Below are 15406 nucleotides of genomic sequence, written 5' to 3' on the forward strand. Positions count from 1 at the left end.
CGATGTCGCTGGAGTATCGTTACTATATCAGCTCAAAATCACTGACTGCCGATGAGGCAAGCCGTGCCATCCGCTCGCATTGGGGCATTGAAGCCATGCACTGGGTGTTAGATGTCAACATGGGTGAAGACGCCTGCCAAATTTATAAAGACAATGGGGCCGCGAACTTTGCCTGTCTGCGACACATGGCCTCAAACATGGTGCGGGCAGAGCCGACCAAGATCAGCTTGGTGGCCAAACAGAAGCGCTGTCTCATGAATCCCAGCTTCTTAGAGAAGGTTTTAGCCGCAGGCATACCGACGATGGTTGAAAAATGAACACTCATGCGCTCGCCCTGGGTGAAAAGCCTATCGATTATCTCCCACCTAAATATCAATATGACAAAAATGTCATGTTTGAGTGCCGAAAATAGTCACACTGGTTTAGATAAAATGAGAGCATACAAACAGAGAAGGAAATAATAATGAATCTATTAGTCAAAACTCTATTAACTAGCTCTATTCTACTTACTAGTGCCGCATCATTTGCACAGCCATTGCATTCCGGTGGTAATTATGTGAGCCGAGTTTATCATAAAACAGTCTCTATTGATGCCGTAAGCTCTAAACAGCAAGCCTACGCGTTAGGAGCAGAAAAACTGTCAGAATTTGAGGATATGAACGGGCGAGACTTAAATTCAGCCCTGGTTCCTGCAAGAGCTTATGGTAGTGCTCGAAACTCTACGCACCTGAAAGAGGGAGGGTATGTAACTGTTCAGGAAATATTGAATAATCAAGGTCAAATAGAGTATGTAGCCAAAGTGCACGTTAATGTTCATTATCAAGAACGAGATAGCAACAACTAAACTCAGCAGGGCTCCTAGAGCATCAATTTGTTCTAGGAGCTAAGGGGTAACTATGATTGATAAAGTTTCGGTAATATTTCAGGAACAAAAGCTTGAAGATATAGAATCTCTCCTCGCAGAGGAAGGTGTTCGTAGTTTCACGATTTATCAAGTACAAGGGCGTGGAAGCCAAGCAAACTTAATTGATACCCATGCTCTTAATACGCGCTACCAACTAGATATTTTCATCGGTAATAGCCATACTCAGAGCTTGGTCGATACACTTTTGAATACTCTATGTGTATCACAAGAAGGAAATGGGGTTACATCCGTTATTGAGAACGTTTTGTTGTTTGACAATAATACGAAAAATCAAATTTCTAACCCATCATATAATCACAAGATCAATGTATAATAACCAAGGAAATCAAGGCATTTTTCTTATATGAAGTTACTCGTTGTAGAAGATGAAGAGAAAGCAGGAGCTTATCTTAAAAAGGGCTTAATTGAATCAGGCTACACTGTAGATCTATCTACCGACGGTGTTGATGCTTTGTACTTAGCTACCACCAATGATTATGACCTGATAGTCTTAGACATTATGCTACCAAAGCTGAATGGGTGGCAGCTATTGCAAACGCTTCGTAGCAGTGACATTTCTACACCTGTCATCATTCTATCCGCTAAAGATCAGGTTGAAGATAGAGTGAAAGGGCTTGAGCTGGGAGCGAATGATTACCTTGTCAAACCTTTTGCCTTTGTCGAGTTACTTGCTAGAGTCAAAAATGCATTGCGTCATAAAACTACCACAGTCAAAACTGAGTCTGTTCTATGTATTGCTGATTTGAGCCTCGACTTGCTTAAACGAAAGGCGACTCGCAACAATGACACGATCCCTCTGACAGCAAAAGAGTTTTCTTTGTTGGAATATCTATTTGCGAAAAGAGGTCAAGTCGTCACTCGCACTCAGATAGCGTCCGCTGTTTGGGATATGAACTTTGATAGTGATACGAATGTTATTGATGCGGCAGTGAAAAGATTGAGGTCGAAAATCGACAAGCCTTATCAAAACAAACTCATCCAGACCGTGCGAGGTATGGGGTACAAGCTTGATGACGGCGTAGAATGAAAAAATTACTAAATCAATCAATCGCACGCAAACTAGTGTTTATGTTTGTCACAGCCTCTTTTGTGGTTTTAGTCGTGTTTGCTTTAACGATCCAACACGCTATCAAGAACCACTTTAATGAACAGGACTATAGGCACCTAGAAACAAAACTCCGCCCTTTGATAGGCACTGTTGAGCGTGATTTGGACTTGTTCCATTCTTGGGATATTTCCGCTTGGGTCTTAAACAACAAACAGGTGGTGAAAACAAATAATGAAACTATTGACTTTCCATCTGAGCTGATAGGCAGCTCCTCATATGAATGGAGTGTAGGCAATAACCGTTTTCATGCTTTTAAGTTTGATTACCCTGAGATAAAAGGTGGTGAGATTGTTCTGGCAATGGATGTAACTCACCATAAGGTGTTTTTCGACAAGCTAAATACTATTCTATTTTGGACATTAGTTTTGACACTGAGTTTGTCAGGTGCTTACGCATTAATTATTGTTAGAAATGGATTACAGCCACTGAAGCAATTAAAAGAGTATATCGCGCAAGTGAATACGAGCAACCTCAGCATGCGTATACCAAGTGACTCACTTCCAAAGGAGTTAAGCAGCTTAATTATTTCTCAAAATGAAATGTTAGAGAGGTTACAAGAAGGCTACCTCAGGTTGAGTGAGTTTTCATCAGATATTGCTCATGAGTTAAGAACACCGTTGAACAATATCCAGACCCAGACTCAAGTTGCACTTGGTATAGAGCGCTCCGTTGAAGAGTACCAAGACATTTTGGTATCTAATGTCGAAGAGTTGGAGCGATTCAATAAGACCATTTCGGATACACTTTACCTAGCTAAATCAGAGAACCAACTTCTGCATAAGACCGAATCAGAGTTAGAGTTGAAAGAGGTTATCACACCCTTACTTGAGTATTACGAAGCGTTGGCGGAAGAGAAAAACGTTCGATTTACTCTAGATGGTTCGTCGACTCTGTATGGTGACAAAGATATGCTTCAACGAGCATTTGGTAATGTGTTGTCTAATGCGTTGAGGCACTGCTTTCATAATACGGATATATCAGTAGTAATCTCAGAATCAGAAACGAGCATTAAGGTGACAATTAGCAATGTTGGTGAGCCTATCCCTTTGAGCTCTTTGCCCTATATATTTGAACGGTTCTATCGTTCCGATAAGTCGCGTGTCCATAACGGAAGTGTTGGTGCTGGATTAGGGCTTCCTATAGCTAAGGCTATTATGAAAGCACATCACGGGGATATCTTAGTCAATGCGAAGGATGAGCGAACTGAATTCGTATTTATTTTCAATAATCCTGAGCTCCAATAAGTTTTTAATATCACTATTTCCCACCAGTTCTTATACTGTATAATGAACGCAAAGTGAAAAGATACGACATGACAAACTCTTTGAGACAAACAAGCATTTTGATTATCAGCACCTTAGCGATGTTGATGTCGAGCTACGTCTCAAGTATGCCAATGATGGATATGAGTCCAATATCGACCTATTTAGTTCAACCCTCTAATCATGACTCGATGGAAATGTCTGAGGCCACAGCAAGTCATCATGCGATGATAGGCTGCCCATCGATGGAAGTGGCAGAAAGTGAACGTTCTACTCATTGCGATAGTTCATCTACATTCGGTGGTGACTGCTGTAAAAGCGTGTGCTCTAGCGTATTTTTCCCACTCTCATCTTCTCGCTTAATCAGTACATCTGAATCTGATTTAGCCCTGCGTCACCCAATCAAAATAGGCGTTACAGTAACTCGTATTCAGAGCTTACTGCGTCCACCCTCTGTTTAATTCAACAATCATAACTATTTAGCTCTCAATTCTTTCTGCTGGAAGGCAGAGGTTGAGGTATGTCCATATCGTTTTATCGTGATAAACAACAATGAATATTGAATTAAACGGCTTCAGGGCATTTAAATCCCTGAGTCTTGGGGTTGCAATTGCACTTTATGCAATGCCTGCCCTGTCACATGCGGGGTCGAACGCGACTCCACAAACTATCGCGGCTTCGACGCAGCAGTTGAACGCCCTAATTGAAGCGGCTCTAGCAAATGATACGAGTCGCTCTCAATATGCTGCGCAGTCACAGGCGATGCGTGATACGGGCGTTGCAAGCGCTACTCTCATGGACCCAAAACTTAAGGTGGGCTTTGGCGGTTTACCTGTCGATTCATTTAAGTTTGACGAAGATCCTATGACGAACATTTCTGTTGGATTAATGCAACAGTTTGAACGAGGTGCAACGTTAGATCTTAACCAACGTAAAGCGAATCAACAGGCCGATGGTATGGCGTATCAGGTTCAGGTTCGTGAGCGTGAAGTGGCGAATAGTATTACTCAACTATGGTTGGAATTGGGCTACCTTCAATACGCAGAAACGTTGATTGAATCTAATCAACGTCTAATGGTAGAGATGGAACAGTATATACAAACCAATTATTCACTCGGTAAGAGCGAAGCGCAAGATCTGCTTAACACCCAACTTCAAGTCAATAAACTCGACGAAAAGTTGCAATCGAATCAACAAATGCAAAATCGAGTTGTTGCTCAGTTATCGGAATGGTTAGGCTCAGAGTGGTTGAATCGTCGTTCTATTGATTCAAGTCAGGCGGGCTATCAATTAGACTGGTCGCGTTTAAATACTCTTTTAGATCAGCAAACCAGTGGTACTCAGTACTATGCGCTGCTTAATCAACACCCTATGGCGCAAATGGCTGACGCCAACATTTCTGCTAATCGCACCCAAGTTGAGGTTGCTGAACAATCTTATACACCACAATTTGGTGTCGAAGTGATGTATGCCTACCGTCAATCTGACAACATGAAGGGCGAGCCTGCTTCCGATTTGTTGAGCGCATATCTCACGATGGATATCCCATTGTTCACTGAGAATCGCCAAGACAAAAATGTATCGGCTGCCCAATATCAAGTGGGTGCAGCTCAATATCAAAAAGACACGTTACTTGCGCAGATGAATTCCCAAGTCGTTGCCTTAATGACGGATAGAGAAAATCTTACTGAGCGTATCGAACGTTATCAAAATCGACTGATTCCTCAATCGAAAGCTCGTATTGAAGCAGTTGAGCGCGGTTATCAGAACAATACCGCTCAGTTTGGTGATGTCATTACTGCATCAACGGATGAATTGGCTCTTCAAATGGAACTTGCACGTTTAATAACCGATATGAACCAAGTCAATAGCAAGTTATCCCTGTTACTTGGTGGTTTCGAGTATCAAGTCTCCGCGCCAAACATTCAGTACAAAGAACAATAATAAAGGAATCAAGATGAGTACATTTAAAATTGCAAGCCTAGCGGTACTAATTGGTGGCGCACTGGGTTATGGAGCGAATATTTACCTTTCAGGCATGAACCATAACATGGTTGGAATGACAGCTTCTGAGTCTAAATCAAGTGATGAACCACTGTACTGGGTCGCACCGATGGACCCAAACTATCAGCGAGATAAGCCAGGAAAGTCGCCAATGGGGATGGATCTTATTCCTGTTTATGCTGATGACCTTAATAGTAGTAACGACAAGCCTGGAACAGTGAAAATTAATCCTGCTGTTGAAAATAACCTTGGCGTTAAAACTGACATTGTACAGCAAGAAGTGCTTGCACCACGCATCGAAACTGTCGGTTATATCGCCTTTGATGAAAGCCAACTTTGGCAGACTAATGTTCGTGTATCTGGCTGGGTTGAAAAACTCTACATCAACGCCGTTGGTGAAAAAGTAAGTAAAGGTGACGCGCTGTTTACTCTGTACTCCCCTGAGCTAGTAAAAGCACAAGAAGAGCTGATCAGTGCCTACAAAACTAATCGCCAAGGCATGATAAAAGGGGCAACCGATCGTTTGATTACTTTGGGGGTTGATCGCAATCAAATTAAATCCATAGCGCGTAGAGGTGAAGCGTCACAAACCATTGAAATTAAAGCACCAGCAGACGGTGTTATTGCAAGCCTCAATATTCGTGAAGGTGGCTACCTTTCTCCAGCTCAAGCGGTTATCAGTGCAGGCCCTTTGAATCAAGTATGGGTAGATGCCGAAGTCTTTGAACGTCAATCCCATTGGATACAGCAAGGCAGTCAAGCATCGATGACATTGGACTCCTTACCGGGTGGAAAGTGGAATGGTGAAGTGGATTACGTTTATCCGATTCTTGACCCGAATACGCGTACATTGCGTGTTCGTCTGCGATTCGATAATCCACAAGGCGAACTTAAACCAAACATGTTTGCGAATGTTGCACTCAAGCCAGTATCCAATGAGCAAGTGCTCACTATTCCTCGCTCGTCAGTTATTCGATCTGGTGGTATGAATCGGGTAGTGATTGCGGAAGGTGATGGAAAATATCGTTCTGTCCGAATTGAAGTTGGCCGTGAAGCCGCAGATAAGATTGAGGTGCTAAAGGGATTGCAACAAGGGGATAGAGTTGTTACTTCAGCGCACTTTATGTTGGACTCTGAATCAAGCCAGTCTGCCGATCTATCAAGAATCAATGGTGTCGAATCAACGGCTGAAACGGCGTGGGCAACAGGTGAAATTACCGATGTAATGGTTGGGCATCGGATGCTAACGATCAATCATAATCCTGTTCCAGAGTGGGATTGGCCAGGAATGACCATGAACTTTATGGTGTCAGAGCTCGTTGAAATGGAACCACTTTCAAAGGGGAAAATGATCGACTTTGAAATGAAAAAATCTGAATCAGGTCAATATGAAATCGTTGATTACAAAGTCAGTGAGCTGAGCATAAATACAGAAGTATGGATAGACGGTGATATTTCTATGTTAATGGCAGACTTTGGTATGGTGACACTAAATCATGCCCCTGTGGCTGATTGGTCCTGGGATGCAGGTGAGCTCAACTTTTCAGTCGGTGGCGACATTGAACTCTCAAGTTTTCAGGAGGGTGACAAAGTTCGGTTTCTAGTGGAGAAACAAGGATCTGATTATCTTCTCAAAGAGCTAATTAAAAGTGAGGATAAGTAATGATAGGTGCAATCATCCGATGGTCTATCAATAATCGCTTTTTGGTATTGGTAGCGACTTTTGCTTTAGTCTTTGGCGGATTATATAGCGTAAAGAATACTCCAGTTGACGCTCTTCCTGATCTATCTGATGTACAAGTAATCATAAAAACAAGTTACCCGGGTCAGGCTCCCCAAGTGGTGGAAGACCAAGTCACGTATCCGCTGACAACGGCGATGCTTGCGGTTCCTGGGGCTGAAACTGTTCGTGGTTATTCTTTCTTTGGTGATTCTTACGTCTACATTATTTTTAATGACTATACCGATATGTATTGGGCTCGCTCGCGAGTGCTTGAATATTTAAGTCAAGTTGCGCCAAACCTTCCCTCAAGTGCGAAGCCAACATTGGGCCCAGATGCGACTGGTGTGGGTTGGATTTATAATTATGTCTTGCAAGACAAAACAGGACAGCATGATCTAGCTGAACTGCGTAGCTTACAAGATTGGTTCTTGAAATATGAGTTACAAACTGTTGATGGGGTTTCTGAGGTTGCGACTGTTGGCGGTATGGTTAAACAGTACCAAGTGCAGATTGATCCGGCTAAATTGCGTGCCTATGATCTCACTTTACAACAAGTCAATATGGCTATCCAAAATGGTAACCAAGAAAGTGGCGCGTCTGTAGTAGAAGTTGCGGAAGCTGAACACATGGTTCGAACAACGGGTTACTTGTCTAGTATCGATGACATTAAATCGCTTCCACTCAAGGTGAGTAAAAAGGGAACGCCCCTATTATTAGGTGATGTTGCTGACATTGATCTCGGCCCACAGATGAGACGAGGAATCTCTGAATTAAATGGAGAGGGTGAAGCCGTTGGTGGTGTCATTGTCATGCGTTTTGGAGAAAACGCGAGCGAAGTGATCAGTAATGTTAAGGATAAGCTAAACGAGCTTCAGCGTAGCTTGCCTGATGGCGTTGAGATAGTGGCGACTTACGATCGTTCTACGTTAATCAATGCAGCGGTTGAGAACCTGTGGAAAAAGCTCGCAGAAGAGTTCATTGTTGTCGCTATTGTCTGTGCGTTGTTCCTATTTCATATTCGCTCTTCGCTCGTTATCGCGTTGAGCCTTCCTGTCGGTATTTTAGGCGCTTTTATTGTCATGCATTGGCAAGGCATCAACGCCAACATTATGTCGTTAGGTGGTATCGCGATCGCAATCGGTGCGATGGTAGACGGTGCGATTGTTATGATAGAAAACGTACATAAGCACATTGAGCGAACCCCATTAACCGACAAGAACCGATGGCAAGTGATTGGGGATGCGGCGCAGGAAGTGGGTGCTCCTTTATTCTTCTCATTGCTAATCATTACATTGAGTTTCGTACCGGTCTTCGCATTGGAAGGTCAAGAGGGCAAGATGTTCTCGCCACTCGCCTTTACTAAAACTTATGCTATGGCGGCAGCAGCAGGCCTTGCGATTACGTTAGTGCCGGTGCTCATGGGATATCTTATTCGAGGTAAAATATTACCAGAGAACAAGAACCCTATTAATAAAGGGTTAATTGCTCTTTATAAGCCCTTACTGAATATCAGTCTCAAGTACCCCAAGAGCATGATTGTATTGGCTATTGCTCTTATGGGATCGGCTTATTATCCAACAACGAAGCTCGGTAGTGAGTTCATTCCTCCTCTTGATGAGGGTGACTTGATGTATATGCCAACCACCTATCCAGGTATTTCTATTGGCAAAGCGAGAGAGTTGCTGCAACAGACAAACAAGCTAATTAAGACGGTACCTGAGGTACAGACAACGTGGGGTAAAGTCGGTCGTGCTGACACCGCGACAGACCCTGCTCCCTTAACTATGATTGAAACCGTTATTCAGCTTAAACCGCGTGACCAGTGGCGTGAGGGGGTGACAACTGAGTCGCTACGAAAAGAGTTTGATGAATTGATTCAATTTCCTGGTTTAACTAACGCATGGGTGATGCCGATAAAAACGCGTATCGACATGCTGGCAACAGGCATCAAAACACCCATTGGAATCAAGATCGCAGGGAGTGATTTAGCCGAAATTGAGAAGATAGGTGCTCAACTAGAACCTATTCTTAACAATATTGCAGGCACGGCTTCCGTATACGCAGAGCGTGTTGCTGGTGGTCGCTATGTCACTATTGACATCAACCGAACAGCGGCAGCTCGATACGGTCTTAATATCAAAGAGGTACAACAGGTCGTTTCTACCGCTGTCGGTGGTATGAACGTTGGCGAAACCATTGAAGGTCTTGAGCGTTATCCAATTAATGTCCGCTATCCACAAGATTACCGTGATTCAGTTGTTAAGCTAAAGCAACTGCCATTGGTTACCCCTAGTGGCGCTAGAATTGCGTTAGCTGACGTTGCTGATATTCGCTATGAAGATGGGCCACCAATGATTAAAACAGAGAATGCTCGTCCAAATGGTTGGGTGTTTGTTGATATCGATGGTCGAGACTTAGGTTCTTACGTTGAGGAAGCAAAACAGGCGGTAGCAGAGCAACTTGATATGCCTGCTGGTTATTCAATCGCATGGTCAGGTCAATATGAGTACATGGAACGAGCAAAAGAACGCTTGGGTGTCGTTGTGCCTATCACAATTGCCATCATCATGTTACTGCTTTATTTCAGCTTCCGACGCGTAGGTGAGGTGATGATTATCATGCTGACCCTGCCTTTAGCGATGGTGGGTGGCTTGTGGCTCATGCATTATCTCGGCTACAACTTCTCAATCGCGGTAGGCGTTGGTTTTATTGCTCTAGCTGGGGTTGCTGTTGAGATCGGAGTCATCATGTTGGTGTATCTCAACCAAGCATGGCACTACACCAAACTGGATGCCCAAGAACAGAGCAAATCACTGAATGTAGATGATTTGAGTAGCTCGATTCGAGAGGGAGCTGGATTACGTGTTCGTCCGGTAATGATGACGGTACTTACGGTGATCATCGGTCTTATCCCAATCATGTACGGTGAGGGCACTGGCTCTGAGGTAATGCAGCGTATCGCAGCACCGATGATTGGTGGCATGGCCTCAGCTCTGTTACTAACACTTCTCGTTATTCCTGCGATTTTCAAGGTTTGGAAAATACGCGAACTCAAACACCACTAAATACACATACGGGCTAAGAACGAACTTAGCCCGTAAACTTATTAATGAAATAGTAAGGAATATAACCATGAAAAAGACACTACTAGCCGTATTACTTTCAATGACAGCAGCGTCAGCTATGGCAGAGATGGATCATTCAAAGATGGACCACGGTTCTATGAACCGTGAGAGCATGGACCACAGTAATATGAATAATGGAGATATGGACCATTCAAAAATGGATCACTCTATGATGAATATGGAGGGAATGTTGGATGTTGGTATGCCAGCAACAGGTGCAAAGCCAGATAAAGTGGTCCATGTTGTGTTGGCAGATGACATGACAATCAAGTTCAAAAAAGAAGTACAAATTGAACCTAATGATGTCGTTCAATTTGTGGTTATGAATGTTGGTAAGATTGATCATGAATTCACTATTGGCTCAGCGAAAGAGCAACTTGAACATCGAGAAATGATGAAGAAAATGCCTCATCATATGCATGATTCTGGGAATGCAGTTACAGTAAAACCAGGTAAAGCTAAGCAGTTGATCTGGCACTTCCACGGGGATAGCAAGGTTGAATTTGCCTGCAATATTCCAGGACATGCAGAAGCAGGCATGATTAAAAAAGTGAGTTTATAGGCGCTATAAAGGAGTTTAATGATGTTAAAGCGCTCATTCATGCTAGCGGGTATGTTTAGTGTGAGCTTGCACACCTATGCTTCGGAAGGCTCAATTTCTGCCGGTGAGTCGACTTTTCGTACTGTAGGGGGATATGGATGTATTGCGTGTCATGGGCTTTATGGTCAAGGGGGAGGTAACGTTGGTGGGAATATCAGAGGTAACTCCTTAAATGACCTGAAATACAGCCTAGAGCATGAACAAACAATGAAGCTTTTAGGCGACGCACTAAGTGAACAAGATAAGATAAATCTAGCAGAATACATGGAGTATCTTGGAACGTTTCAATTAGTGGATTGGATGTATGAAGGTACCAAGGGGGCGCTACTCTCAGTTTCTATAGATAGCGGCAAGAAGAGTCAGTTGGTGGTACTAAATAAAATGTTTGAGTCGATGTCAATTGATCTCTCCCCTTTGGCTGGTAAACATTTAACACTGCGTGTAGAGCCGTATGAAACTCAGTACTTTGAGTGGCTTCCTGAAAAGGGAGTATATGAGCTGAGTTATGGCGATGAAGCCGTCAGTATTAACGTAAAATAGATTTTGGTTAGGTAACTTTATGAGTAAAAATTTGAGACTTATTGCACTTTCATCTTTGATTTTGAGTTTTAACGTCTTTGCTAAGCCTGTTATTGAGCTTTATAAATCGCCTACTTGTGGTTGCTGCAAGGAATGGGCTGCAATTATGGAGAAGAAAGGCTATGAAGTGAATGTTAACCATGCTCGTGATTGGAGTGATGTCAAACAAGAGTTTGGTATGCCTAATCAACTGATGTCCTGCCATACAGCTGTCATTGGTGGCTATATGATTGAAGGGCATGTTCCTGAGTCTGATATCAAACGTTTGCTTGAGGAGAGACTTGAAAATATTTCAGGAATTGCGGCTCCTGGTATGCCGCAGCATTCGCCGGGAATGGCACGACCAGGGCAAGAGTACAAAGGCTTTAATGTGGTGTCTTTTGACAAGACAGGTCACATGAAGCTGTACAATAAGTACTAAAAGTCGATTAAGCATTTTGGGCTCTTGAGGTAAGAGAGGAGCTCTTTTATTTAATTAAAAGCAGCACTTACACTAACTGAAACGAGCCCCCATCATTCCGCTTTATCCAAAAGTTTGCTAAGCGAGACTCGGGTTGACCAACAACTAAATGCGGGTAAGCGGATTAAATGGTTGATCTTACCTTTGCATGAGAGTGAGACAGACCGGCATCTCATCGGATTATCTGGTTGATGCTTCACCTACTGCTGGTGCATGTTTCCTTCGCTAATTCCAGCAAGAACCCCACACGCCTCAACTTCCCGGTCATCGTTGCAACTCGCTCTCAGTGAAACGAGTTGTTTCTCAAGCGCTTGCAGAGCGGTTATCTGCGACCGCACATGAGAGATGTGATCATCGAGCAAGGTGTTGACGGCGGTACAAGGCTGATGAGGGTCGTCCTGATAGCTCTGTAGTTCGTGAATCTCAGCCAGTGACAGGCCCAGGATTCTGCAGCGGCGGATGAAGGCCAGCCCCTCACCATGCTTCTCGGTATAGACACGGTAACCGTTGTCCTGCCGATCAGGCGGCGGCAACAAGCCCTGCTGTTCATAGAAGCGGATCGTCTGTGTTTCGACCCCTACCAACTGCGCCAACTGACCAATGCGCATCAGCCTCCTCCCCAACGGATTCTTTACTCTATTGACCTTATAGTAGCTTTATAGTTTAAAATGGTACCACAACATTGTTCAAGTGGAGTCGTATCATGAGCAAATCCTGTGGTGGCGCCTGTGGCGGTGATGCAACGTCCGCAGCGGATACCGATATACAGGCCTCCTCCGAGGCGCCAGGGAGATGGGTCAGTGTTTATGCCGTGCCGAAGATGGACTGTCCATCAGAAGAACGAATGATTCGCCTAGCCCTGAACGGCTTTGAGGAGATTCGGGCGCTGTCCTTCGACTTGTCGAACCGCCGGCTGAAGGTCGTGCATGACGGCGAGGTCGAGCCCGTCACCTCGAAACTGAAGACCTTGGGGCTAGGCGCCTCGCTTCAGGAAACCGTCGCTGCAAATCCGGAGACCATCAAGGCCGCCGAGTTTTCGGCAGCTTCTGCTAAGCAAGAATCCGGGACCCTGCGCTGGTTGCTCGGCATCAATGCACTTCTGTTCGTGGTGGAAATGACTGCCGGTCTGATCGCCCGGTCCACCGGCCTGATTGGAGAATCCCTGGACAATTTTGCCGATGCGGCGGTGTACGGGCTTGCCCTTTATGCGGTTGGACATAGCGTGAAAATGCAGGTACGTGCCGCGCATCTTGCTGGTGTACTGCAACTGATCTTGGCTGTGGGCGTGCTCGTAGAGGTGGTGAGACGCTTTGTATTCGGTAGTGAGCCTGAATCGCTGGTGATGATGGCTATCGCATTCGTCGCATTGATTGCCAATACCAGTTGTCTGCTGCTCATATCCAAACATCGGGAAGGCGGGGCGCACATGAAGGCAAGCTGGATATTCTCGGCCAACGACGTGGTGATCAACCTGGGGGTCATCACCGCCGGCGCCCTGGTCGCGTGGACCGGTTCCAATTATCCGGATCTGATTATCGGCACCATCGCGGGGGGCATTGTACTTAACGGTGCCAGACGCATTTTGGCGTTGAAGGGTTAAATAATGCTCATTATTGGCAAAAAGCTCTCGCCGTATGCCCTATTGTCCATATCGGGCCTGCTGGCAGCGTCTGATCAGGCTGTAAAGTGGCTGGTGCAGCAATCAATGGCCTATGGCGAGTATGTTTCGGTGACCCCGTTCTTTAACTGGGTGCACCTATGGAACACCGGTGCCGCATTCAGTCTTTTTGCGAATGGTGGAGGCTGGCAGCGCTACTTTTTTATCGGAATCGCGGTAGTGGTCTCGATTTTTCTGATCAAGCTGATCCTTGAAAATCGTCATAAAGGAGAAGCCATCGCTTACAGTCTTATCCTCGGTGGCGCCATGGGTAACCTGATTGACCGGGTCTTTCGCGGCTATGTTGTGGATTCCTTTGATTTCTATTGGCGAGACTGGCATTGGCCGGCCTTCAACCTGGCTGATATTGCAATTGTCCTCGGTGCCTTACTTTTCGTTTCCAGCAGCTTGTTGGGTAAAAAAGCAAACACCAATGCCGAGTCGGATGGATCTGACTGACACCTACGCCTATACAACACCATGACCGAACTTCCCGACAACATCCTTCACCTGCCGCAATACCAAGTACTGGGCTGCAAATCAACCGACGACGAAATGCACTTCCAGGTGGACGTGCCCGATCCCATCGCCTGCGAGGAATGCGGCGTGCAGGGTGAGTTCGTACGGTTCGGCAAGCGTGACGTTCCCTATCGTGATCTGCCCATCCACGGCAAGCGGGTCACTCTCTGGGTGGTCCGCCGCCGATACACCTGCCGGGCCTGCAAGACAACATTCAGGCCCCAGCTACCGGAGATGGTGGACGGATTCCGTATGACACTGCGGCTGCATGAGTACGTGGAGAAGGAATCCTTCAACCACCCCTACACCTTTGTGGCGGCACAGACCGGCCTGGACGAGAAGACGGTGCGCGACATCTTCAACGCCCGCGCCGAGTTCCTGGGGCGCTGGCACCGCTTCGAGACGCCCCGCATCCTGGGCATTGACGAGCTATACCTGAACAAGCGCTACCGCTGCATTCTGACCAACATTGAGGAGCGAACCCTGCTCGACCTGCTGGCCACCCGCCGCCAGGACGTGGTGACCAACTACCTGATGAAGCTGAAAGACCGGCAGAAGGTCGAGATCGTCAGCATGGACATGTGGAACCCCTACCGGGCAGCGGTCAAGGCTGTGCTGCCCCAGGCCCGTATCGTGGTCGATAAGTTCCATGTGGTGCGCATGGCCAACGATGCCCTAGAGAGAGTGCGCAAGGGCCTCAGAAAGGAGCTGAAACCGTCCCAGAGCCGGACTCTCAAGGGAGACCGGAAAATCCTGCTGAAACGCGCTCACGAAGTCTCAGACCGGGAGCGCCTCATCATGGAGACCTGGACAGGCGCGTTCCCGCAACTGCTGGCCGTCTACGAGCACAAGGAGCGCTTCTACGGCATCTGGGACGCCACCACACGGCTCCAGGCAGAAGCCGCCCTGGACGAGTGGATAGCCACCATCCCGAAGGGCCAAAAGGAAGTCTGGAGCGATCTGGTCAGGGCAGTGGGAAGCTGGCGCGAAGAGACCATGACCTACTTCGAGACGGACATGCCCGTCACCAACGCTTACACGGAGTCCATCAACCGACTGGCCAAGGACAAGAACCGTGAAGGGCGCGGTTACTCCTTCGAGGTGATGCGGGCACGAATGCTCTACACCACGAAGCACAAGAAGAAGGCACCGACTGCGAAGGTCTCTCCTTTCTACAAGAAAACCATCGGTTACGGACTGCCGGACTTCGCAGAGGAATTCAACTACGGAGTCGATCTATCAACCATCTGAGGGTGGTATCAGATTGATGGGGTGAAGGTGACCCATCAACCATTAAATCCGTATACCCCTAAATGCCTAGAAAGGACTGTCTCTTGTAACGCTCAAAAAGTTTCAAACTTTACTGTCATAATTCTGTTGTACAGAAGGTTATTGATCAATTTAGTTTCAAACTTTATTGTCACTTTTTGTATCTAGAGCTAC

Annotated in this window: 15 protein-coding genes; 14 read left to right on the forward strand and 1 reads right to left on the reverse strand. The window is 45.8% G+C overall.

Annotated features, from left to right (window positions below; translation table 11 throughout):
* From BZG76_RS02525 to BZG76_RS02575, 11 genes are all read left to right on the forward strand, one after another.
* Positions 1 to 317: ISAs1 family transposase (locus BZG76_RS02525; RefSeq protein ID WP_108743644.1), on the forward strand; the 317-nt coding region annotated here is incomplete at its 5' end.
* Positions 318 to 463: 146 nt separating this feature from the next.
* Entirely contained in the window at positions 464 to 844 is a 381-nt protein-coding gene (locus tag BZG76_RS02530; RefSeq protein WP_077460044.1) for a DUF3316 domain-containing protein, read from the forward strand.
* 52 nt (positions 845 to 896) lie between these two features.
* The gene (locus BZG76_RS02535) at positions 897 to 1238 is read left to right on the forward strand and encodes a P-II family nitrogen regulator (protein ID WP_077460045.1); all 342 of its coding nucleotides are present in this window, start codon (positions 897 to 899) and stop codon (positions 1236 to 1238) included.
* Positions 1239 to 1268: 30 nt separating this feature from the next.
* Complete coding sequence (locus BZG76_RS02540; RefSeq protein WP_077460046.1) at positions 1269 to 1952, forward strand: heavy metal response regulator transcription factor; 684 nt, start codon at positions 1269 to 1271, stop codon at positions 1950 to 1952.
* Positions 1949 to 3277 (forward strand): heavy metal sensor histidine kinase, encoded by a 1329-nt coding sequence (locus tag BZG76_RS02545; RefSeq protein WP_077460047.1) that lies wholly within the window; start codon positions 1949 to 1951, stop codon positions 3275 to 3277. Before BZG76_RS02540 ends, BZG76_RS02545 begins: the two co-directional genes overlap by 4 nt.
* A 642-nt stretch (positions 3278 to 3919) precedes the next feature.
* A complete protein-coding gene (locus BZG76_RS02550) occupies positions 3920 to 5239 on the forward strand; it encodes a TolC family protein (protein ID WP_241824041.1) in 1320 nt (439 codons plus the stop codon).
* Positions 5240 to 5252: 13 nt separating this feature from the next.
* Positions 5253 to 6962, forward strand: a complete 1710-nt coding sequence (locus BZG76_RS02555) for an efflux RND transporter periplasmic adaptor subunit (protein ID WP_077460049.1) — start codon at positions 5253 to 5255, stop codon at positions 6960 to 6962.
* Positions 6962 to 10087 carry an efflux RND transporter permease subunit gene (locus tag BZG76_RS02560; RefSeq protein ID WP_077460050.1) on the forward strand — a complete coding sequence of 1042 codons (3126 nt, stop codon included), beginning with the start codon at positions 6962 to 6964 and terminating at the stop codon, positions 10085 to 10087. Before BZG76_RS02555 ends, BZG76_RS02560 begins: the two co-directional genes overlap by 1 nt.
* Positions 10088 to 10154: 67 nt before the next feature.
* Positions 10155 to 10709: a copper-resistant cuproprotein CopI gene (gene copI / locus BZG76_RS02565; RefSeq protein WP_077460051.1), complete on the forward strand. Its 555-nt coding sequence runs from the start codon at positions 10155 to 10157 to the stop codon at positions 10707 to 10709.
* Between the two features lie 18 nt (positions 10710 to 10727).
* Positions 10728 to 11288 (forward strand): hypothetical protein, encoded by a 561-nt coding sequence (locus BZG76_RS02570; protein WP_131825309.1) that lies wholly within the window; start codon positions 10728 to 10730, stop codon positions 11286 to 11288.
* 19 nt (positions 11289 to 11307) lie between these two features.
* Positions 11308 to 11748 carry a DUF411 domain-containing protein gene (locus BZG76_RS02575; protein WP_074374971.1) on the forward strand — a complete coding sequence of 147 codons (441 nt, stop codon included), beginning with the start codon at positions 11308 to 11310 and terminating at the stop codon, positions 11746 to 11748.
* A gap of 239 nt (positions 11749 to 11987) precedes the next feature.
* Here BZG76_RS02575 and cadR read toward each other — a convergent pair whose 3' ends face one another.
* Entirely contained in the window at positions 11988 to 12395 is a 408-nt protein-coding gene (gene cadR, locus BZG76_RS02580; protein ID WP_007148576.1) for a Cd(II)/Pb(II)-responsive transcriptional regulator, read from the reverse strand.
* A gap of 95 nt (positions 12396 to 12490) precedes the next feature.
* Between cadR and BZG76_RS02585 the strand changes: the two genes are divergently transcribed.
* From BZG76_RS02585 to BZG76_RS02595, 3 genes are read left to right on the forward strand one after another with little or no spacing between them, the layout of a single operon-like run.
* On the forward strand, positions 12491 to 13387 hold the full coding sequence (locus BZG76_RS02585; RefSeq protein WP_004364974.1) for a cation transporter: 897 nt from the start codon (positions 12491 to 12493) through the stop codon (positions 13385 to 13387).
* 3 nt (positions 13388 to 13390) lie between these two features.
* Positions 13391 to 13903, forward strand: a complete 513-nt coding sequence (lspA, locus tag BZG76_RS02590) for a signal peptidase II (protein ID WP_003821921.1) — start codon at positions 13391 to 13393, stop codon at positions 13901 to 13903.
* A 21-nt stretch (positions 13904 to 13924) separates the two neighbouring features.
* Positions 13925 to 15214, forward strand: a complete 1290-nt coding sequence (locus BZG76_RS02595) for an ISL3-like element ISPpu12 family transposase (RefSeq protein WP_077460053.1) — start codon at positions 13925 to 13927, stop codon at positions 15212 to 15214.
* The last annotated feature ends 192 nt before the right edge of the window (positions 15215 to 15406 follow it).

The organism is Salinivibrio sp. AR647 (genome assembly GCF_001995415.1).
GTDB lineage: Bacteria > Pseudomonadota > Gammaproteobacteria > Enterobacterales > Vibrionaceae > Salinivibrio > Salinivibrio costicola.